The following is a 19,968-nucleotide window of genomic DNA, read 5'->3' as shown; positions in this document are numbered from 1 at the left end:
CAACGAAGAAATTCGATGTGTCATTTTTACCGGACTTTTTGAACAACCTCTAAAAAAACTCAGCCTATTCCTCCCTATTAGCTTTGATATTTATTAACAAGTACTGTTAGTTTATTATAAAGTATTTTAACATCAGATACATTTGTTTTACCTGTTTCTTTATTAATGATTGATGAATATACATGGGGTATAATCTTTTCAACGCCTGCTTTAAGGGCAATTTCAACAATTTCTTCTACGTTTTCTAGGTCGATTCCGCCTGTTGGCTCTAGATAAAATGCCTCTTTGGCACAGGCTTCTGCAACTTTCCTATATTCTTCAATTGTTGCTAAACCATTCATCGGGAAAAATTTAACTGCATTTGCGCCCATATCCTTCATCATTGCAATTGCAGTATGAATAGGAATAACTGCCTTTTCTTCCTTGCTGCTAAGTGGCCCAGTAGAAATTGTTACGTACCCTGGCTTTCCTGAAGGTGAAACGAGGCAATTAATCATTGTTTCATCATTATTAACAGCTGCTCTAGTATATCCCACACCGGTAAATACTTGATTGATATGCTTAGGTTTATACTCTCTCGCTATATCACCAACGAATTTCCATTGGTTCGGGTCTCCAGCACCTAGACCAACGGAAACGGCATTATCAATTTGATCTGCAAACTTTTTCATACCATCTACTGCGGTTTCAACAGTAGCAAATTGTTTTGATAATACACCAATCAGAACATGTCCGTCCGCTGCATTATATATTTCTGTTGCATTTTCAACATCTTTTGCAAGTACATTTAAACAAACCCTATCTTTATAAAAAACCGACATTGAAATTATCCTCCTAAGATTTCTTGTAGTCTCATTGTAATGTATTCAATATCCCCTTCAAGTAATGGTCGAGGATCAATATCGATATGACCTTCATTTGCATGATAATCACGAGTATATATTGGTATTTCCCCTGCTTTAAGGGATTGTACGACATCCATTGCTGAACAAGCAGCTATGGATGGATTAACGAAAAGTCTGCTTCGATAAATTTCTCTGCCAGCCTCATCTTGTATGACATCAACTTTAACTCCTGGAATATTGTTTAATACGTCCATTTGTTGTAAGATTCTTTTTTGGTCTTCACCTGAAAGAGTCTTTTTACCGTATTGTTCAATCGCTGCTAGTAAACCAAAGACGGTTTCTTTTCCAACCTTCATTGCACGTCCGATATAGGATCGATGTAAGGAAGCATAGTGAATATACTTATTTTTACCTGCTAAAATTCCTGAAGAAGGGCCTTCAATCGCTTTTGAACCGCTAAATACAATTAGGTCAGCCAATTCTGAATATCCATCAATCTGTTCTTCGGCAGCAGCATCAACAATGAGTGGAATACCTTTTTCCTTACAAATAGCACTAACATCTTCAAGTGATGGCATATTTTTCTGTACACAGTGATGTGACTTAACAAAAAGAACCCCGATGGTTGAATTTGAGATTGCCGACTCAAGATGTGTAAGACTGCATCCATTTGCGTAGCCTACCTCTTTGAGCTTCGCACCAGCTAGATATACCATTGTTTCGATCGGTGCCCCATAATCAACATTATGACCTTTCATGATAATCATTTCATTCGGTAAGTGCTGAGACACTTTGTGTAAATGTTCAACAGCATAAGGATCATCTTTCGTAATAAGACCTGCGATTGCTAATACAATAGATGCTGATGCTGAGTTGGTTATCATTGCATTTTCTGTTCTACATCGTTTGGCAATTGCTATTCCAGCTTGTTCATATAACTTTGCCATCTCGAAATAATGACCACCACCGTACGATATCCCGTCTAGGACTTCTGGGGATAAAGTTGAAACTCCAAGTATCGTCATTCGTCCACTTGCATTTATTACTTTATTCATACCAATATGATTAAAATTCAATCAATTCACCGCCTATCATTACCCCACATGTCTTAATATATTTCGGATAGCTAATCGTATTCCCATAAGAATCAATCAGTTGTATCTCTTTATCGATGATTTTAAAGAATGTAAAGTCAGCAACTGCTCCTTCTTTTAGGTGGCCAAGTTCACACCGATTAATCAGTTCAGCAGGTCGCTCTGTTACAGCATTAATAATTTCTGGGAGTGGGTAACCCAATGCCAAAAATTTTGTTAAAGTTGTTGCCATATCATATACAGGGCCATTTTTTTTATTTTCGTTGTAAATATCAGTACTAATGCTATCAAATCGAATTTTAGCTTTATGTGCCTGTTTCGCAACTGCAAATGAGAAGCTTTCTGTGCCATGCCCAATATCTAATGCGACCCCTCGATTGATTGCATCGAGTAATCCTTGAAGAGGTAATCCATTTTCAGTTATGACCTTGTTAGCTTTTCCATTAAAGCAATGTGTTACAATATCGCCGCGTTCGAGCAGAGCGAGTATTTCTTCAATTTTTGGGGGAGATCTACCAATATGAACCATGACAGGTAAATCCAAAGATTTTGCGATGCTTTTTGCCATCTCAAGTGGCTTAATACCCGAATTACCGACTACACTAGCACTCATCCGCGCCTTTAGTCCGACTATAAAATCAGGAAATTTTTCGTAAGCAGCTTCAATTGCTTCTAATGAAATGTTTTCAAGATTACTTAGTTCATTTATTTCTTTCAATCCAATTCGTGAAATATTAAGGAAAGCTAGTACGCGAGTTTTACTATTTAGTGCTAGATTATAAAATTCCTCAAGATGGTCTGCTCCACATGTCCCGGCATCAACAACTGTCGTTACACCTGTTTGAAATCCTATTTCATCTGGTCTTGCATGATAAGGAGGATATTTAGGGAAAGCGTGTGTGTGTATATCAATCCAACCAGGAGAAACAAAACAATTATTCGGAATGTGAACGATTCTTGCAGAACCTTTATAATTCGTAGTTATTTCAACGATTAACCCGTTTTCAAACACAATATCCTTATATTCACCATTAACTAATGCAACATTTTTTAAAACTTGTCTCATTTTCAAGGCCTTTCCACACATCATTATCTGGACGATTATGAATTTATATTTTAACAATTCTGATTATAACTCATTAAAAATTAAAAGTATATAACATTATAATGTTTATTCAAAAAAAGAATGATTAAATTATTGTGGAACAATAAAAGGGTATACTAAAAAAGCCTTTTTCAATCTTAATAAAATCCTTTTTTAAGTGCATATTATCTGCATATACAACCAAGATAAAAATAAAGTGAAAAAAGGGGACAAATAAATGAATCTGACTCCAAACCAAATTACAGAATTACATGGGTTCAATAATCTTACGAAATCATTAAGTTTTAATATGTATGATATATGTTATACAAGTTCAGAGGAAGAACGTGATGCGTATCTTAGTTATATTGATGATCAATATAATGCAGATCGATTAACAGAAATCTTATCTAATGTTGCAGATATTATCGGTGCAAACATCTTAAATGTTGCAAAACAAGACTATATACCCCAAGGTGCAAGTGTGACCATCTTAGTATCAGAAGGACCAGTTGATGAATCACCAGATGAGGCATTTGAGGAATCACCTGGGCCAATCCCAGGGTCCGTTGTTGCACAAATGGATAAGAGTCATATTACTGTTCATACATATCCTGAATCTCACCCTGGGGATGGAATCAGTACTTTCCGCGCAGATATTGATGTTTCAACTTGTGGAGAAATTTCACCACTTAAAGCATTAAATTACTTAATTCACTCATTTGAAACCGATGTAATGACTATGGACTACCGTGTTCGTGGTTTCACACGGGATGTTACCGGACACAAATTATTTATTGATCATGAAATTAACTCCATCCAAAATTATATTCCTGATGAAATTCAGGAGTTATACGATATGATTGATGTAAATGTATATCAGGAAAATATCTTTCATACAAAATGTAAACTGAAAAAATTTGATTTAGAGCATTACTTGTTTTTTAGTAATACGAAAGAAATGTTATCAACCGAGGAAGAGAATAAAATTACTAAGAAATTAATTATGGAAATGGACGAAATATTTTACGGGAAGAATATAACAAATTAGTAACGACAACTAACTTTTAATAGAAAAATGCAACGAATGATTGACAAAATATATGATGTGATGTTATTCTTAAAATAATTAAATGAATAGTTTTCTCCTAAAGGGGAGTAGCTTTTACAGCAAAGTCGTCAATTCGGAGTATTTTACTCTCGGCTTTGTTGGCAACTATTACGTTGTTAGCAAGACCTTTACCAGAACGGGTAAAGGTCTTTATTTATGGCCTTTACCAAAAACGGTAAAGGTCATTTTTGATTTCTAAGTAATCATTCATAGAATTGATACCTATTTGGATAGATGAAGTAAAAAAAGAAAGGGTGAGAGCCATGTTGAAGAAAAAATCAGGTACTGTTTCTTTAAAAGATTTAATTAAAAGAAACAAAGAAGAACTTCTTAGAGATAAAGCTGAAATTGAAAAAATCGAAAAGCGTATTGACGAGAAACACATCGCGCTTAGGTAAACTTGTTTTTAATATGAAAGGGATACTATTTCCCTTTCATATTAGAAGATAAATAAACTTTAAGAAATGTAGAAGGGAGAAATGATATGGAACTATTTAGTTCAGAATGGTTAGCAGCACTTTTATCTATTGTTGTGATTGATTTGGTTCTTGCGGGAGATAATGCAATCCTAATCGGGCTTGCAGCTAGAAATCTACCAAAAAACCAACAGAAAAAGGTTATTATTTGGGGGACAGTTGGAGCAATCTTGATAAGAATTGCGGCAACACTAGCGGTTGTTTGGTTATTGAAGATTCCTGGATTATTGTTAGTTGGAGGACTTTTATTAGTTATTATTGCTTATAAACTTCTTACAGATGAAAAGGATCATGATGTCAAAGCTGCAGGGAATTTCTGGGCAGCGATTCGAACAATTATTATTGCTGATGCCTTGATGGGATTGGATAATGTATTAGCAATCGCAGGTGCCTCACATGGTAATATGTTACTTGTAATAATAGGCTTATTAATATCAGTACCTGTCGTTATGTTTGGTAGTACACTTATTTTACGTTGGGTGGACAGATTCCCAATTATCATTACAATTGGAGCTGCAGTACTAGCTTGGACAGCATCGAAAATGATTGTAGGGGAACCATTCCTCAAGACTTATTTCGAAAATGGATTTATCAAATATGGCTTCGAATTCGTAGTAGTTGCAGTTATATTATCACTTGGCTACCTCAAAAAGAAGAAATCTGCTGCTAATAGAGCAGAACAACATGAACATGAAGTGTTAAGAAAAGTAGATTAATAATATGAAAGCTGTGATTCCTATATTTGGATTTCACAGCTTTTTTACATTGACTTTTGGTTAACTTTGGAATATTATTTAATTGAACAGTGGTTAAAAAGTGAGGTTTATAGTAATGTCACCAAGAAAACAAGTTCCAGAAGAATTATCAAGAGAAAAAATAATGGATGTTGCTCATGAATTATTTGTACAAAAAGGCTATCAGCATGTTTCGATGAGACAAATTGCGAAAGAATTAAATTACAGCCATGGCTCCATCTATTATCATTTTAAAAATAAGGCAGATCTTTTTTACGCTATGGTGGTTAAAGATTTTCACATGCTTAATGGTGTTTTATTAAGAATTATGGAACAGGAATTGAACACAGTAGAAAAACTAAAAGCAATTTTACTTGGTTATATTGAGTTTGGTCTCGAGAATAAAAGTCATTATGAATTAATGTTCTTAATTAATGACGAAGAAGTAAAAAGCTGTATACAAACAGAGCCTCTTGAAAGCTATGAGATGTTTGCAAATTCTATTTCCCAGCTAACAAATAACAAAATAAGCATTCAAGATATTTGGTCAATTTTTCTTTCACTACATGGCTTTGTCACGCACTATTGCAGAAGTGATCAAACTTACATGGAAGTTAAGCAACTAGCGAAGTTACACGTGGAGTATATCGTAAAGCCAATTTTAGTATAAAAATTTTTTGCATTAAATTGAACGATGGTCAATAAAAGAAGGGGATGATAAAGAATGAAAAAAGCGTTAGTATTGGGAGCGTCTGGTGGTATGGGGTATGCAATCGTGGAGGAGTTAAGCGGGCGTGATATAAATGTTGTGGCATTTGCTCGTACACGTGAAAAATTAACAACTCTATTTGGACGAAATAAGAAAGTAGAGATTTGTAGTGGAGATGTCTTTAATAAAGAAGATTTAGCAAAAGCAGCTGAAGGTGTGGATGTCATTTTCCATGCAATCAATATACCTTATGGTGAATGGGCAGCAAAGCAACCTACTCTTATGAAAAATGTAGTTGGAACGGCGGAAAGTGCAAATGTAAAACTTGCGATTGTTGATAATATTTATGCGTATGGTAGAAGTAGCGGTGGAAAGGTGAATGAGGATTCCCCTAAAAACCCTCATACGAAAAAGGGGAAAATTCGCGTATTGCTTGGAAAGATTGCAGACCAGGCAAAGATTCCTGTATTAACCGCGCATTTTCCAGATTTTTATGGTCCAAATACTGAGAATGCGATGCTGACATACACATTTGAAAAGATGGTACAACAGAAAAAGGCAATGTTTGTTGGCAATCAAAATAATGCGAGAGAATATCTTTATACTCCAGATGGGGCAAAAGCAATTGTAGATTTAGCGATGCATGAACACGCATATGGTCAGCATTGGAATATCCCTGCAACAGAAGTGATTACGGGTAAGGAGATTATAAAAATTGCAAAACAGCATCTTTCCTATGAAAAGGATGTGTCGACTGTTACAAAAGGGATGATCCGGTTACTTGGAATTTTTGATAAGCAGATGAGAGAGGTTGTCGAAATGCTTTATTTAACAGAGGAGCCAGTCGTTTTAGATGGTTCGAAATATGAGAGGGAAATAGGAAAGCTTCCAACAACACCTTATGAGGAAGGAATCGGAAGAACCTTGGATTATATGAGGCAATATCGTTAAAAGTCATTGAAAAAGACAGAACAACATGATATGATGTGCTTGTTCTGTCTTTTTTTACGTACTATTTAATTCTAAAGATAGAATTCCTTACTATAATTTTATAACAATGTTTTTTGTTTGTCAACCTATTTGTTAGGAGTGTTGTAGATGGAAAAAATGAATGTAGACTGGAAACTGGAACAGGAACGTGTTGATCATGTTTTAGAAGAAATTGATCAAAAGGTAAAAAAACTAGACACGAATATTGGTGGACTAAAAAAAGACATTGTCGAGCTTCGTAAAGATTTTTGGAATGACATTACGGTTAACTTAGATGAGCCGGATGATGTGATTGAAACATTTACAAGTATTAAGCAACAGGCTGAATTAATCGGTGAACGTGAGAGAAGTCATAAACAAATTCATAAACAACTAAAAACGTTGGATAGACTTAAGTATTCCCCTTATTTTGGCCGATTTGATTTTTTGGAAGATGACGAGAAGGAAGAAGAAAAGGTATATATCGGAATAGCCTCCTTATTAGATGGAACAGATGAAAATTTCCTTATTTATGATTGGCGAGCACCGATTTCCAGCCTGTATTATGACTATTATCCAGGTCCTGCAGAATATAACACTCCATTTGGTACGATTCAAGGTGACATGAGTGTTAAACGACAATTCATTATAAAATCAGGGGAAATCAAAAGTATGTTTGATACTGGGGTAACGATTGGGGATGAGATGCTTCAGGAGGTTCTCGGTAATAATTCAAACACGCAAATGAAAAGCATCGTGGCTACGATTCAAAAAGAGCAAAATAAAATTATTAGAAATGAAAAAAGTAGATACCTCATCGTTCAAGGTGTAGCGGGCAGTGGGAAAACATCTGCAGCTCTTCAACGAGTAGCTTATTTATTGTATCGATACCGTGAACAATTGAACTCAAGTAATATCATGTTATTTTCTCCAAACCCTCTATTTAATAGTTATGTTGCAACTGTTCTCCCTGAATTGGGTGAAGATAATATGCAGCAATCGACCTTCCAAGAATATGTGGAGTATCGTCTTGGGAAAACCTTCAAGGTAGAAGACCCATTCACACAAATGGAATTTTTACTCGGAGATGTAGACCATCCAGATTATGAGACTAGATTAACAGCCATTCATTATAAGGCAAGTATTGGGTTTAAAGACCGGATTGATAAATATATCGAAGCACTCGGAACTGAGGGACTTCTTTTCAAAAATATTAAGTTTAGAGGTAAGATAATTATTTCAAAAGATGAAATAAAAAATACCTTTTATTCATTAGACCGATCAAATTCTATTCCAAATCGAATGAGTATTTTAGCAGAATGGATTGGCAAAGAGCTTTTTAAAATTGAACGTAAGGAACGCGGTAAAGATTGGGTTACCCGAGAAAGTGAGCTAATGGACAAAGCGGAATATCTTGCTTTTTATCAAGAGCTTCAAAGGAAACGACAATCTTCAGAAGAAACATTCGACGATTTTGAACTAGAACAGAAGTTAATAGCCAAGGAAATTGTTCGTAAACATTTTAAACCATTAAAGCAAGCAGTTAAAAGGCTGGAATTTTTGAATGTGCAAGGTGTTTATCGACAACTATTTGAAGGAATTAGTTCGTTAAAACCGTTTGAAGGATGGGAACAGGTATGTCGTTTTACTGTTGAAAGGATAAAGAAAAAGGAATTAACTTACGAGGATGCAACCCCCTATCTCTATTTACAGGATCAACTTGAAGGGAAAAAGTCTAATACATTGATTCGCCATTTATTTATCGATGAGGCACAGGATTATTCTCCTTTTCAATTTGAATATCTTAAGCAGCTCTTTTCCAATTGTCGGATGACGATATTAGGAGACTATAACCAGGCGATTTATGCACATTCCATGAATGCACCTACCTTACTCTCACCGGAAATTTTTGAGGAAGGCAAGTATGAGCGAGTTGAACTAACAAAAAGTTATCGTTCAACAAAAGAAATTGTGGAGTTCACAAAATGCCTAATTAATGGTGGAGAAATGATTGAACCTTTTAATCGACCTGGGCTTCTTCCAACACTCACTGAAGTGGGGAATGAGTCTGAACTGCATGATAAAATTGTTGAGCGTGTTAATCAATTACAAGATGAAGGACATCAAACCATTGCAATCATCTGTAAAACTGCAATTGAAAGTAAGGAAGCATTCGATGCTCTTCAGAAAAAACTACCCGTACGTGTTATGGATAATGAAACTTATTCCTTTGACAAGGGGATCTTGATATTACCAGCATATTTGGCAAAAGGTATCGAATTTGATGCAGTCATCATTTATAACGGTTCTAATGATCAATATGGGAGAGAATATGAGCGCAAGTTATTTTATACTGCTTGTACTAGGGCCATGCATGAGCTTGATATTTTTACCATAGGCAAAAGAACGATGTTAATGAATGAAGTACCTAAGGAAAATTATTACTTAAAATAAAAGTCAGCAATTGCTGGCTTTTTTTGGTTATTATTTTCATGTAAAAACAAAGTGGAAATGGATAAAAATAATGAGGACAATACTAAAATTAGGAGGAAAGAAAATGTCTTCAAATTGTTTTTACTGCGAGCATCCATTTGAAGATCAAAAATTCCACTATGTTGCGTTCGTAAATGTTGATACAGAGCGTGAAGAAGTGCTATGTGGTGAATGTTATCAAGAATGGCTTGAGGGAATAAAGGATTAAGGAGAATAGACGCGAATAAAGGTCTTCTTGCTGAAGACCTTTATTTCTACGTTATAATAGAGGTAAAACGTGAGAGGAGAATGTAATTTGAATCGATGTGCATGGGTAAATGATGATCCGTTATACATTGACTATCATGATAATGAATGGGGAGTTCCGGTCTATGATGATCAAAAGCTATTCGAATATTTAAATCTTGAAGGTGCACAAGCTGGCCTTAGCTGGTACACCATTCTTAAGAAAAGAGAGAATTATCGAGAGGCATTCGATCAATTTGATCCAGAAAAAATAAGTACATATGATGCTAAGAAGATTGAAGAACTTCTTCAGAATGAGGGAATTGTCCGAAATAAACTTAAGGTGAATGCAGTGGTAACGAATGCGAAGGCATATTTTAAAATTGTTGAAGAATTTGGATCGTTTAGTACATATATTTGGTCGTTTGTGGATGGGAAACCAATTAAGAACCATTTTAATGCAATGAGTGAGGTTCCTCCCACAACAGAAATTAGTGATAAGTTGAGTAAGGATTTGAAAAAACGGGGCTTCAAATTTGTTGGCTCAACGATTTGTTATGCATTCATGCAAGCAACTGGTATGGTGAATGACCATATTGTAAGTTGTTTTTGTTATGAAAAATAAATTGCTTTTAACAGTGGGTGTATAGATGAGGGCATTTATTGCTAACGTCCGTATTTTTAAAATAACGCCTGTATTTTTGGAATAATGACCGTATTTTTAAAATAACGCCCGTATTTTCGGAATAATGACCGTATTTCCAAAATAGCGCCCGTAACTGCAAAAATCACCATCTGCAGCATAAAAATAACGATGAAAATGATCAAAAAAATGGCCGGGATCCCCCGGCCTTTACTCAAACGTGTAATGATCTTCATTATCATCCTCATCATCCTTGTACAGTGCCCCTAATTCACGTTCCCTATTAATCAATGTATTTGATGTATCAAGCCAGCCTGTATAACCAAATAGTGTATCCATTAGTTTAGAAATTCGGTTCAATGTGATCACTTCCTTTTTGACCGTTAGTATGTCCAAAAAAATCGAGAGTATGAAGAAATCGTTTCGAGCAGAAAGGTTAAAATATTCCTCCCCCTGGTGGTGGTGGGGGATTATTACGATGATCATAGGGATTCTTTTCGATATCCTTTCTCATTTTTTTAGAGATTCTTGAAGAAAAACTGAAAAAGATAAGTGGAATCGCAATCAAAATCCCAATTCCAAGCCATGAATTAAGAAGTAGATCGATTAACATACGTATCACCCCCTTTTTATAAGGTATGCTTATCTAACGTAAGGTTTTCAGGATATTTCCTTTTTGGATGTTGAATAAGTATGCTATTATGGAAAAATGGTAAATGGAGGGATTATATATGAATGGGCAAGTTGGGTTTATCGGCTGTGGAAAAATGGCACAGGCGATGATACAGGGAATGCTTACATCTGGCATCTTATCTCCTGAACAAATTATTGTAAGTGCAAGAACAGAAGAGACATTAATAAGTGTAAAAGATCAGTTTCATATAAAAACTTCAACCAATAATGAAATGGTTGCAAGAGACGCTGATTATTTATTTTTAGCTGTAAAACCTGATTTATATACAGAAGTAATTAATGAAGTAAAGAATGTAATGAAGGAAGATGCGATTGTGATTACAATTGCTGCAGGGATTAGTCTGGATTTTATTGAAAAGACTTTTGGTAGAAGAGTTAAGGTAGTTAGGTCAATGCCGAATACGCCTTCACTCGTTGGAGAAGGAATGAGTGCACTATGTGCGAGTAATTCTGTTCATTCAGATGAAATGATTGATGTAATACGCCTATTTGAAAGTTTTGGAAAGGCAGAGGTTATAGAAGAAAAATTGATGGATGCAATTCCAGCTATCAGTGGTTCCTCACCAGCTTATGTGTATATGTTTATCGAAGCAATGGCAGATGGAGCTGTGATACAAGGGATTCCAAGGGAAAAAGCTTATAAACTTGCAGCACAAGCTGTACTCGGAGCAGCAAAAATGGTGCTAGAAACAGGATTGCATCCAGGAGAATTAAAGGACAATGTATGCACACCAGGTGGTGCGACGATACAAGCTGTCGCAGAGCTAGAGAAACATGGATTTCGTTCAAGTGTAATCTCTGCAATGGAAAGATGTACGAAAAAATCGGTTGAGCTTTCAAAAGGCTAAAAGGTTTTGTAGCAAAATCCAAGTCCGTTCATCAGCGGGCTTCTTTTTTATGTAGAAAAATCATTACAAATATTTCAAAAAATAGTTCATTTTTTAGAAACATTTTACAGTCTTTGTACGTCTAATATTATGATGTGACGTACTACTTTCTTCTTATTTTCCCTACTACTATTTGAATCTTTCCTGCGATTAATAATGACTCTATTTCCTATATAAATCCCATACAAACACTAACCTTTTCCTTCAAGAAGAATTGAAAACTCATAGTTTTGCAGTAAATAGGAATATATTCAAAATAGCTTAATAAAATTCCTAATGTGGGCTTTTTGTAATTTGTTTTTAACAATTGTTACATTGTCCAGAAATTCACGTAATGGGAGAGAGAGACTTGAGGAAACCGACTTTATTTTTACTGAGTGTTTTATTATTAGGTGGGTGTAGCATTGGTGAAGAAAAGCAGATTGTTCATTCAGAATTACACCAAATATCATCAATGGAAATGGTGGCAAAACAAGACTACGTCCAAAAAATAAGTGTTATTGATCCGCGTACGAATAAAGTTATCAAAGTGTTTAATCCGAATGAGTTTCTAAATGAAGAAGAATATAAAACGATGCTTGAAGGTTTTGCTAAGGAAGTAGCTTCAGGTATTGATCAACCTATGAAACCAGCAAAAATTAATACAAATGGTGAACTTATTCCAGGCCAGAGTAAAATGATCATGCATGAGAAAGAATTGGTTAATCGTTTGCTAGAATCTTCTCTTTTTACAAAAGAGGTGGAATTACCGATTACTGAAACTCCACCAAATGTTACTGAAGATACAGTAGTAGGATTAGATGAAGTTGTCTTAGGTAGTTTTACGACCTATTTTGATGCAAGTGTAAAGGGAAGAGTCTTTAATATTGCAAAATCTGCAAATGAAATTAATAATATTGTGTTGGGTCCGGGGGATCATTTTTATTTTAATTCCATTATTGGGAATGCATCGAAAGCAAATGGATACCAGCTTGCAACGGTTATTGTGAATAAAGAATTTGTTCCTGGCTATGGAGGGGGAGTTTGCCAAACTTCAAGTACGTTGTATAATGCGGTAGCAGAGGCTGGTCTTGAAATTTTAGAACTCCACCATCATTCAAAATCGGTTGGATATGTCCCTGTAGGGAAAGATGCAACTGTTGCCTATGGGTACAAGGATTTTAAATTTGCGAATAATCGACCGTATCCAGTTGTATTAAAGGCAAATGTGAATGAAAATGCAGGGACGATTGAATTTCAAATTCGTTCTGCCGTTAATTATGTTTCGAATTAAAAGTCAGCGGTTGCTGGCTTTTTTTTCTGGTAAGCATATATAATTAAGCTAATTGTACAGGAGAGGGGATGCTAGATTGTGAGAATACTAGTTGTTGGAGCAGGGGCTGTTGGTGGATATTTTGGAGGACGTCTTCTAGAAAAGGGAGTAGACGTTACATTTCTAGTTCGTGAACATAGACAAAAGCAATTACAACAACATGGACTACGAATTGAAAGCGTGCACGGAAATATAAATGCAACACCAAAAACAATTCAAACAGGTGATGAAGCTAGCCCTTTTGATGTCATTATTTTATCAACGAAACAATATCATCTTGAAGGTGCATTACAAAGTATTGAACCTTATGTACAACAAGATACAATGATCTGGCCATTGTTAAATGGGTTCAGGCATCTTGAGGTGTTAAAGCAACGATTTAACGAGGAGAATATTATTGGCGGTCTATGTTTTATCGAAACAACCCTTGACCATAACGGAACGATTATTCAAACAAGCCCAAGACATGCTGCTTTATTCGGTGAATTATCAGGTGAAAAAACAGAGCGAATCGAAAAATTAGCAGAGGTCCTCTCAGGGACAAAGACAAACTTTATCCTAAGTGAACATATCATTCGCGATACATGGCATAAGTATATGTTTATTACGGGTCTTTCTGGTATCACCACATTGATGAGGTCCCCAATTGGTCCAATTCGCGAAGAAAAAAATGGTCAGAAGCTTATCTTAAACTTATTTAAGGAAATTGGGTCAGTTATGAGAGCAAATGGCGCGCAGATAGACGATGATATTGAAGAAAAGCATCTTGAAACTGTGAATCAAATGACATATGAAATGAAATCCTCAATGCAACGTGATATGGAAAAAGGTATCCAAGTCGAAGCAGACCAATTACAAGGTTACATATATGAAATTGGTCAAGAACATGGAATTGAAACACCCTTTTTGGAGGTCATTTATTCGAATTTGAAAGTATATGAGTCGCAAAATAAAGTAAAAAACCTGTAATGAGTGACCCATGAAATACATGAAAATATTCTTAATTTTATCGGGAGTATTGTTTATGGTGGCCATTGGCAGTTATTCGAAAAATATAAATAAAGGAGATTTGCTTTTTTTTGGTGATGATCAAATGAACATCTGTGCAGAACGAAGTGCCGGGGTAAATATTACCGTAGGAGAGCTTTTTAGAAATCAAGGGGATATGGAAATCACGATTACTAAAGTAAATCTAGTAGAAGCTAATGGTATGAGGAAGCTTGATGCAGTTCTTGTAGAACATGTACCTGAAGAACTACTTATGGGTCTCCGAGATGGATGGCCACCTAATGATGAGTTATTTCCACTACCTGAAAAGTGGGACAGCCGGGTTAAAGCGGAAGGTGCAGTTATAGAGCCAGGAGAGGAATGGAGTCTGGTCATTGGACTGGTATCATACTCTGCGGAAACAGCGTTTACAAAGGTCAAAATTGTCTATAAAGATAAAGCTGGAAAGTTTTACGAACAAATAATCCCAATGAAGTACTATATTACTTCAAATTGTAAAAAGGCTATGGAAGAGTACTAAGTATATTTATATTGTAGATTTCGAAAAACCTATAGTCTTTTTTTTTTAGGTTACCTAAATTATTCAAAGTTTTACTAACATAGGCCACTGTCTCCTATATTATCAGTTTTCTATACAATATTTGTTGCACTAAATAAATGAATGCAATTTTCGCAAAGATTCTTATTCTGGAACAGATTGATTTCCACTTCAAGTGGACGCTTTCCGCGGGCGTGGCTTGAGTCTCCTCGTCGCTAATCGCTCCTGTGGGGTCTCAAGTCTCACGCTTTTCCCGCAGGAGTCGCCACCTTCCGCTTCAATCAATAGATTAGTGTTTATTTAATTGCCTAACAGTTAAATGATTCCAGAACTTACTATTTTCATTCAAACGAAAACTTATTGCATCAAAAGTCTTTTGGCTTATAACTTAACGAATTGACTTTGTATCCTTGCTTTTCCATCTAAGCAGAAGAATATGCAAATTGAGACGATACGCACAAGAATTATTAAAGTAGCAAGTAAATTAGTAAAGTTAGGAAGATCCTTATATTTTAATTTAACTTCTAGTTTCGTGTATAAGAATTTCTTTTGGTCAGTCGAATTCAAAACTTACAGTTAGAATAAGTTAACATATATTAGATTTGTAGCGCTTGTTGATTGGAGCGGAAGACAAGAGACTCCTGCGGGAATAGCGCGTCCAGGGGAGACCCCGCAGGAGTGCCAGCGACGAGGAGGCTCCAGGACCGCCCGCGGAAAGCGAGTGTCTGCAGCGGAAATCAACAACCACGTTTTACAGCCCAAAAAAAATTATATTAAAACCAAGGGAGTAATCTGTCCAAAAATGGGCTCACTCTGTTCCGTAATTAGGATACGCCCCAGATTTAGTTTTTTCAAAAAGCAAGCAAAAGAATTTGAATTTTAATTAATTGCCTAATCCTATAGGGCGGTATGAATAATTCAGGTATTATTATAATTCTACCACGTCAAATTGGAGTGTAATTCTTTTAAACCCGCATTAATTGATATTAGAACCCCCTACCAATTGAATTCCCAGGCATTTCGCCAACATAGGTAGATTGCGGTCGGAAGATTCGGTTGTTTTCTGCTTGCTCCAACAAATGAGCTGACCAGCCAACAACTCTGCTTGCAGTGAATGTTGGAGTGAAAAGTTCCGCCGGCATTTGAACGGCTCTTAGTACTGCAGCTGCATAAAATTCAACATTCGTATAAAGTTTGCGACCTGGTTTATATTCTTCTAATAAGCGGATGGCAGTTTTTTCTACATGTAAGGCGAGATCGAGCCACGGATCCTTGCCGGCTAGAATTTGTGAGATTTTTTTTAATGCAACCACACGTGGGTCATGAGTCTTATAGACTCTATGCCCAAACCCCATGATTCGCTCACCTTTTTCTAACCTTTCACGTAGCCATTGTTCAGCATTTTCGATTGAATGGATATCATCTAACATATGAATGACTTCAGTTGGTGCTCCCCCGTGAAGAGGACCCTTCATAGCTCCAATAGCGCCAGTAATAGCAGAAATGATATCCGATTCTGTTGATAGAACAGACCTTGCTGAAAATGTTGAGGCATTCATCCCATGTTCAAGCGTCAACACAAAATAAGCTGTCAAAGCACGTTCTTGTGCATGGGTCGGAACTTTTCCCTGTAACATATATAGATAATTTGCGATATGTGAAAGACCTCGTTTCGATAAAAATACTTCACTACCTCTTACCTGATGATATCGATATGCAATAATGGTTGGAACAACAGAAATGATTCGCACCGCTTGCTCAATAGTTGGTTTCCAACTAAAGGTCGAATCGCCAAGTGCCGAGACGGCTGTTCGTAAAACACTCATCATGTCCATATCATTTGGTAGTCGATCAATAATTTCTTCAATAGCTTGAGGAAGTTTACGATTATCAATTAAACGATTTGTAAACTGTAAGAGTTCAGTTTCATTTGGTAAGTTTCCGTATAGTAATAAATAAGCGCATTCCTCAAATGAATGATCGATTGCTAAATCCTTTGCCCAATAACCTCTGTACACTAATAGTCCATTATCACCATCAACTAAGCTTATCTCCGTTTCGGCAGCTATTATCCCTTCAAGACCAGTGACCTTTGCCATGAAATATCCCTCCTAATTAAAATCCTTACTTTTACTTTACAACAATCAGTTAATTATGAATAATAAATAAAAAGGGGATTATTAATTATGAATATTAATCAATAGGGGTGTTTGTATGGATATGAAATGGTTAAAAACCTTCGTAACCGCTGCGAAAACGGAGAATTTTCATCAGACTGCTGAACGTTTATATATTGCTCAGCCAACCGTAACTGTTCATATAAAGCAAATCGAAAGCCTTTTAGGAGTCGGTCTGTTTGAGAAAAAGGGACGAAATATTGCTTTAACCACAGCGGGAAAAAGGTTTTTACCATATGCAATCAATATTCTTGGAAGCTTTGAAGAGGGAATACAAGATTTAGAAACGTGGGGTAAGGGTTATAAACATAAAATTAGTTTAGCCGTTTCACCTTTAATTGCCGCATCCATTTTGCCAAATTTTATCCGAATCTTTATGAAAAGAAATCCAACTATTGAAGTTGCTATTAATGTAATGGAGTCAAATTTAATTGGAGAGGCAATTCGAAATGGGAGTGCAGATATTGGTTTATCAAGGGTTCAATTCGAAAATCTCGGTCTTACAAGCCTAAAATTGTATGAAGATCCAATTATAGCCATCGCTCCACATGATGGAGGGGATGCGGAATCTGCGCTTCCTTTAGAATTTGAAAAAGTGATTTATGAAAACATCATTTTATCTCATAATCATCCAGTATATTGGGATGACTTACTCTTTCACATAAAGCAAAAATACCCAAGAATCTGTTCTATGGTTGTTTCACAAGTCAATGTAACCAAGCGTTTTATTGAAGAGGGCTTGGGTATTTCATTTTTGCCAAGATCAACTGTGACCAGGGAACTTTTAGAAGGAAGGGTTCTTGAGGTTTTTACTGATAAAATTGCATTGCCAGTTGCTGGTACGTATGTAGTAACAAAGATGAAGTCCGAAGTAATCAATCTATTTATCACTCATTTATGTGATCATTATAAATAAAGGGGGGCACTATGATCTATTTCATTGGAGCAATGATCATTGGATACTTAATCGGGTGTATTCATGGGTCACAAATAATCGGAAAATTAAAGGGAGTCAATATAAAGCAAAGCGGCGTAAAAAATGCGGGAGCATCGAATACAATGATTGTTCTCGGCTGGAAATATGGAATTATAGTTGCTCTTATTGATATTGGCAAAGCTGTATTGCCAATCGTAATCGGCGGGATAGTATTGAATGATGCGGATCTTATAAATGAATTGCAGGTATTCATTCTTTATATTGTGGGTGCGGCCGTAATCATCGGGCATAATTATCCATTCACAATGAACTTTTCTGGTGGAAAAGGAACAGCTTCGATGGTCGGACTCATTCTAGCACTTGACTGGAAAATAGGGCTTATATCAATTGGTATCTTAATTATAACTGCCATTGTAACTGATTATTTAGTTGTAGGAGTATTTTTGATGTATATTACCTTTACAATTACAACCTTTGTATTTGATCATGGAATCTATCCAACAATGATTGCTTTATTCTTATTTTTATTAAGTGTCTATAAGCATGTAGAAAACATAAAAAGAATCAAAAATAAAACAGAAGTTAGGATTTCGGGTTCATTTAAGAAAAAGAAATAGCAGACACGTAAAGTCTCTGCTTTTTTTTGTAAAATCTTTTATTTACGTATCTTAATTTCTGGAATAACACTAACTTCAACATTTCCTTTAAGAGTTTGTGAGATGAAGCATGCTTTTTCTGCTCGATGTGCGAGTTGTTCAAGTTTTTCCTTTGTTTCGGTATCTAAATCATTTACAGTTATTATTGGTTTATGGACAATATTTTCAAAAAAGAGGCGTTTCCCGTCCTTTAATACAGTCCCTTCCGATTCAATTTCTAGATGAGTGTACTCAATATTCCGATTCGATAGGATTGCAGCAAGTGTGATCATGTAACAATTCGATGCTGAAGCGATTAATAACTCCTCTGGATTAGCGCCAATACCAGGTCCTTCAAGCTGTTTTGGAGCGGATACTTTCGTTTGAAATCCATCTGTAGTGATGGTTCCGACTCCATTCCGATCTCCAGTCCATGTGCCTTTTACAATAAATGTTGCCATGTTCGTCACCCCTTCTTATTATTCTAAATTATATGTTAATTATATTCCTAGTATGGATAATAAGAAAGAATTCTGATTTACACGAAAAAAAGCTGGCTCCGTTTCCACGGAACCAGCTGTATATTTATTAAGAAAGGGAATGCCACAATTGCCGTCTCCATATTGTTTCACAACCTGCATTCATACAGGTGGGTGTTCGCATAATGAGCGTCATCTTCCATTAACTTAAGATGGCGTGATGTTGCTAATTAATCTCTTGAACTCCCAAATCATAACTATTCGGTTGAAACAATAGTAGGAAACAAACAATACAGCATTTGTTGATGTTTTTATAATAACAAAGTGTTGTTTTAATTGAAATAGGTGGTTATTACCATGTTTGGTTGTTTAAAGAAAAGATTATGATATGTAACTTGAAAATGAAAGAAGCGTTCTTTTTTAAAGAACGCTTCACATGAGGAGAGTTGTTAGTCGGATATGGTGGATATGAATCATTGTAGGTAATTCAAATGATTAATAACCTCCGCCTACATATGCGACACCGACAATTATTAAGAGAATGAAAAGCACAACAATTAAAGCAAAATTATTATTATATCCTCCGCCTTCGTAGCCCATGAAAAGCACCTCCTTCATAGCAGGATACTATAGAAATATGAAGAAGGGGGTTAGAATGAAATGGACAGAGGTGGAGAAATGAAAAAAGGGTTAAACACCTACGTGGTTATTCATCCTGATTCCTTCTCTCTCATACGAAGCCTAGCTGTATGAGTGTTGAACTACTCACCACTTAACACCCTTACTGGTTGTTTGAAGTGGGAGATTCCTAAGTACGGAAGCCTTTTGGCTTCTAATTAATTAGGCTACCCCCGTAGTCCCTATGGTTAGAAGTCTTATCGCTTCAGCTTTTAGATTTTGTCCTGCGTTAATATCTCTG

23 protein-coding genes, 1 other RNA gene and 1 pseudogene are annotated in these 19,968 nt (G+C 35.9%); 15 read left to right on the top strand and 10 right to left on the bottom strand.

Annotated features, from left to right (window positions below; all coding sequences use genetic code 11):
• Positions 1-77 precede the first annotated feature (77 nt).
• Genes dagF through MJG50_RS20720 form a run of 3 tightly spaced genes read right to left on the bottom strand, consistent with a single transcriptional unit; the run spans position 78 to position 3,005 of the window.
• Complete coding sequence (gene dagF / locus MJG50_RS20730) at positions 78-821, bottom strand: 2-dehydro-3-deoxy-phosphogluconate aldolase (RefSeq protein WP_240257684.1); 744 nt, start codon at positions 819-821, stop codon at positions 78-80.
• Positions 822-826: 5 nt separating this feature from the next.
• The gene (locus MJG50_RS20725) at positions 827-1,900 is read right to left on the bottom strand and encodes a DgaE family pyridoxal phosphate-dependent ammonia lyase (RefSeq protein ID WP_240257686.1); all 1,074 of its coding nucleotides are present in this window, start codon (positions 1,898-1,900) and stop codon (positions 827-829) included.
• A gap of 10 nt (positions 1,901-1,910) precedes the next feature.
• Positions 1,911-3,005: an amidohydrolase/deacetylase family metallohydrolase gene (locus tag MJG50_RS20720; RefSeq protein WP_431307310.1), complete on the bottom strand. Its 1,095-nt coding sequence runs from the start codon at positions 3,003-3,005 to the stop codon at positions 1,911-1,913.
• 256 nt (positions 3,006-3,261) lie between these two features.
• Between MJG50_RS20720 and speD the strand changes: the two genes are divergently transcribed.
• The 8 genes from speD to MJG50_RS20680 all read left to right on the top strand — a co-directional run bounded on the left by speD (position 3,262) and on the right by MJG50_RS20680 (position 10,365).
• Complete coding sequence (gene speD, locus MJG50_RS20715; protein ID WP_240257682.1) at positions 3,262-4,074, top strand: adenosylmethionine decarboxylase; 813 nt, start codon at positions 3,262-3,264, stop codon at positions 4,072-4,074.
• Between the two features lie 326 nt (positions 4,075-4,400).
• Positions 4,401-4,532, top strand: a complete 132-nt coding sequence (locus MJG50_RS20710; protein WP_240257681.1) for an FbpB family small basic protein — start codon at positions 4,401-4,403, stop codon at positions 4,530-4,532.
• A gap of 86 nt (positions 4,533-4,618) precedes the next feature.
• Positions 4,619-5,326: a TerC family protein gene (locus MJG50_RS20705; protein WP_240257680.1), complete on the top strand. Its 708-nt coding sequence runs from the start codon at positions 4,619-4,621 to the stop codon at positions 5,324-5,326.
• A gap of 115 nt (positions 5,327-5,441) precedes the next feature.
• Positions 5,442-6,014 carry a TetR/AcrR family transcriptional regulator gene (locus tag MJG50_RS20700; protein WP_240257679.1) on the top strand — a complete coding sequence of 191 codons (573 nt, stop codon included), beginning with the start codon at positions 5,442-5,444 and terminating at the stop codon, positions 6,012-6,014.
• A 54-nt stretch (positions 6,015-6,068) separates the two neighbouring features.
• Positions 6,069-7,004, top strand: coding sequence for an SDR family NAD(P)-dependent oxidoreductase (locus tag MJG50_RS20695; RefSeq protein ID WP_240257678.1), 936 nt, complete (start codon positions 6,069-6,071; stop codon positions 7,002-7,004).
• Between the two features lie 147 nt (positions 7,005-7,151).
• Positions 7,152-9,476 (top strand): RNA polymerase recycling motor HelD, encoded by a 2,325-nt coding sequence (gene helD / locus MJG50_RS20690; protein ID WP_240257677.1) that lies wholly within the window; start codon positions 7,152-7,154, stop codon positions 9,474-9,476.
• Between the two features lie 103 nt (positions 9,477-9,579).
• A complete protein-coding gene (locus MJG50_RS20685) occupies positions 9,580-9,723 on the top strand; it encodes a hypothetical protein (protein ID WP_240257676.1) in 144 nt (47 codons plus the stop codon).
• An 87-nt stretch (positions 9,724-9,810) separates the two neighbouring features.
• Positions 9,811-10,365, top strand: a complete 555-nt coding sequence (locus MJG50_RS20680; RefSeq protein ID WP_240257675.1) for a DNA-3-methyladenine glycosylase I — start codon at positions 9,811-9,813, stop codon at positions 10,363-10,365.
• A 56-nt stretch (positions 10,366-10,421) separates the two neighbouring features.
• On the opposite strand, the gene MJG50_RS20675 is transcribed toward MJG50_RS20680, so the two are convergent.
• From MJG50_RS20675 to MJG50_RS20670, 3 genes are all read right to left on the bottom strand, one after another.
• Positions 10,422-10,619, bottom strand: coding sequence for a hypothetical protein (locus tag MJG50_RS20675; protein WP_240257674.1), 198 nt, complete (start codon positions 10,617-10,619; stop codon positions 10,422-10,424).
• Positions 10,594-10,722: a hypothetical protein gene (locus MJG50_RS22255; protein WP_275695703.1), complete on the bottom strand. Its 129-nt coding sequence runs from the start codon at positions 10,720-10,722 to the stop codon at positions 10,594-10,596. Before MJG50_RS22255 ends, MJG50_RS20675 begins: the two co-directional genes overlap by 26 nt.
• Before the next feature lie 97 nt (positions 10,723-10,819).
• A complete protein-coding gene (locus tag MJG50_RS20670) occupies positions 10,820-10,996 on the bottom strand; it encodes a hypothetical protein (protein ID WP_240257673.1) in 177 nt (58 codons plus the stop codon).
• A gap of 118 nt (positions 10,997-11,114) precedes the next feature.
• Here MJG50_RS20670 and proC point away from each other — a divergent pair, with 118 nt between their 5' ends.
• The 5 genes and pseudogenes from proC to MJG50_RS20645 all read left to right on the top strand — a co-directional run.
• On the top strand, positions 11,115-11,924 hold the full coding sequence (proC, locus tag MJG50_RS20665) for a pyrroline-5-carboxylate reductase (RefSeq protein WP_240257672.1): 810 nt from the start codon (positions 11,115-11,117) through the stop codon (positions 11,922-11,924).
• Positions 11,925-12,312: 388 nt separating this feature from the next.
• Complete coding sequence (locus MJG50_RS20660; protein ID WP_240257671.1) at positions 12,313-13,236, top strand: VanW family protein; 924 nt, start codon at positions 12,313-12,315, stop codon at positions 13,234-13,236.
• Between the two features lie 78 nt (positions 13,237-13,314).
• Entirely contained in the window at positions 13,315-14,244 is a 930-nt protein-coding gene (locus MJG50_RS20655) for a ketopantoate reductase family protein (protein ID WP_240257670.1), read from the top strand.
• Positions 14,245-14,263: 19 nt separating this feature from the next.
• Positions 14,264-14,803, top strand: coding sequence for a hypothetical protein (locus tag MJG50_RS20650; RefSeq protein ID WP_240257669.1), 540 nt, complete (start codon positions 14,264-14,266; stop codon positions 14,801-14,803).
• Between the two features lie 388 nt (positions 14,804-15,191).
• Positions 15,192-15,401, top strand: a pseudogene (locus MJG50_RS20645) (transposase); the annotation flags it as partial.
• 406 nt (positions 15,402-15,807) lie between these two features.
• Here the strand turns inward: MJG50_RS20645 and MJG50_RS20640 are convergent.
• A complete protein-coding gene (locus MJG50_RS20640; protein WP_240257668.1) occupies positions 15,808-16,920 on the bottom strand; it encodes a citrate synthase/methylcitrate synthase in 1,113 nt (370 codons plus the stop codon).
• 115 nt (positions 16,921-17,035) lie between these two features.
• Between MJG50_RS20640 and MJG50_RS20635 the strand changes: the two genes are divergently transcribed.
• On the top strand, positions 17,036-17,914 hold the full coding sequence (locus MJG50_RS20635) for a LysR family transcriptional regulator (protein WP_240257667.1): 879 nt from the start codon (positions 17,036-17,038) through the stop codon (positions 17,912-17,914).
• 14 nt (positions 17,915-17,928) lie between these two features.
• A complete protein-coding gene (locus tag MJG50_RS20630; protein ID WP_240257685.1) occupies positions 17,929-18,552 on the top strand; it encodes a glycerol-3-phosphate acyltransferase in 624 nt (207 codons plus the stop codon).
• 38 nt (positions 18,553-18,590) lie between these two features.
• Here the strand turns inward: MJG50_RS20630 and MJG50_RS20625 are convergent, their stop codons facing one another.
• The 3 genes from MJG50_RS20625 to MJG50_RS20615 form a co-directional block, all read right to left on the bottom strand.
• Positions 18,591-19,031, bottom strand: a complete 441-nt coding sequence (locus MJG50_RS20625; RefSeq protein ID WP_240257666.1) for an OsmC family protein — start codon at positions 19,029-19,031, stop codon at positions 18,591-18,593.
• Between the two features lie 135 nt (positions 19,032-19,166).
• Positions 19,167-19,351, bottom strand: a non-coding RNA gene (ssrS, locus tag MJG50_RS20620) — 6S RNA.
• A 193-nt stretch (positions 19,352-19,544) separates the two neighbouring features.
• A complete protein-coding gene (locus MJG50_RS20615) occupies positions 19,545-19,649 on the bottom strand; it encodes a YjcZ family sporulation protein (protein WP_240257665.1) in 105 nt (34 codons plus the stop codon).
• Positions 19,650-19,968: the final 319 nt, after the last annotated feature.

The organism is Fredinandcohnia quinoae (genome assembly GCF_022427965.1).
GTDB lineage: Bacteria > Bacillota > Bacilli > Bacillales > Bacillaceae_L > Ferdinandcohnia > Ferdinandcohnia quinoae.
Note: the sequence above shows the minus strand (reverse complement) of the source record. Positions and strands in the feature narration are given on the sequence as shown.

Coding starts and splice junctions, on each gene's coding strand:
- dagF (WP_240257684.1), bottom strand. CDS start 821: ATGTCGGTTTTTTATAAAGATAGGGTTTGTTTAAATGTACTTGCAAAA.
- MJG50_RS20725 (WP_240257686.1), bottom strand. CDS start 1,900: ATGAATAAAGTAATAAATGCAAGTGGACGAATGACGATACTTGGAGTT.
- MJG50_RS20720 (WP_431307310.1), bottom strand. CDS start 3,005: ATGAGACAAGTTTTAAAAAATGTTGCATTAGTTAATGGTGAATATAAG.
- speD (WP_240257682.1), top strand. CDS start 3,262: ATGAATCTGACTCCAAACCAAATTACAGAATTACATGGGTTCAATAAT.
- MJG50_RS20705 (WP_240257680.1), top strand. CDS start 4,619: ATGGAACTATTTAGTTCAGAATGGTTAGCAGCACTTTTATCTATTGTT.
- MJG50_RS20700 (WP_240257679.1), top strand. CDS start 5,442: ATGTCACCAAGAAAACAAGTTCCAGAAGAATTATCAAGAGAAAAAATA.
- MJG50_RS20695 (WP_240257678.1), top strand. CDS start 6,069: ATGAAAAAAGCGTTAGTATTGGGAGCGTCTGGTGGTATGGGGTATGCA.
- helD (WP_240257677.1), top strand. CDS start 7,152: ATGGAAAAAATGAATGTAGACTGGAAACTGGAACAGGAACGTGTTGAT.
- MJG50_RS20685 (WP_240257676.1), top strand. CDS start 9,580: ATGTCTTCAAATTGTTTTTACTGCGAGCATCCATTTGAAGATCAAAAA.
- MJG50_RS20675 (WP_240257674.1), bottom strand. CDS start 10,619: ATGAAGATCATTACACGTTTGAGTAAAGGCCGGGGGATCCCGGCCATT.
- MJG50_RS22255 (WP_275695703.1), bottom strand. CDS start 10,722: ATGGATACACTATTTGGTTATACAGGCTGGCTTGATACATCAAATACA.
- MJG50_RS20670 (WP_240257673.1), bottom strand. CDS start 10,996: ATGTTAATCGATCTACTTCTTAATTCATGGCTTGGAATTGGGATTTTG.
- proC (WP_240257672.1), top strand. CDS start 11,115: ATGAATGGGCAAGTTGGGTTTATCGGCTGTGGAAAAATGGCACAGGCG.
- MJG50_RS20650 (WP_240257669.1), top strand. CDS start 14,264: ATGAAAATATTCTTAATTTTATCGGGAGTATTGTTTATGGTGGCCATT.
- MJG50_RS20640 (WP_240257668.1), bottom strand. CDS start 16,920: ATGGCAAAGGTCACTGGTCTTGAAGGGATAATAGCTGCCGAAACGGAG.
- MJG50_RS20635 (WP_240257667.1), top strand. CDS start 17,036: ATGGATATGAAATGGTTAAAAACCTTCGTAACCGCTGCGAAAACGGAG.
- MJG50_RS20625 (WP_240257666.1), bottom strand. CDS start 19,031: ATGGCAACATTTATTGTAAAAGGCACATGGACTGGAGATCGGAATGGA.
- MJG50_RS20615 (WP_240257665.1), bottom strand. CDS start 19,649: ATGGGCTACGAAGGCGGAGGATATAATAATAATTTTGCTTTAATTGTT.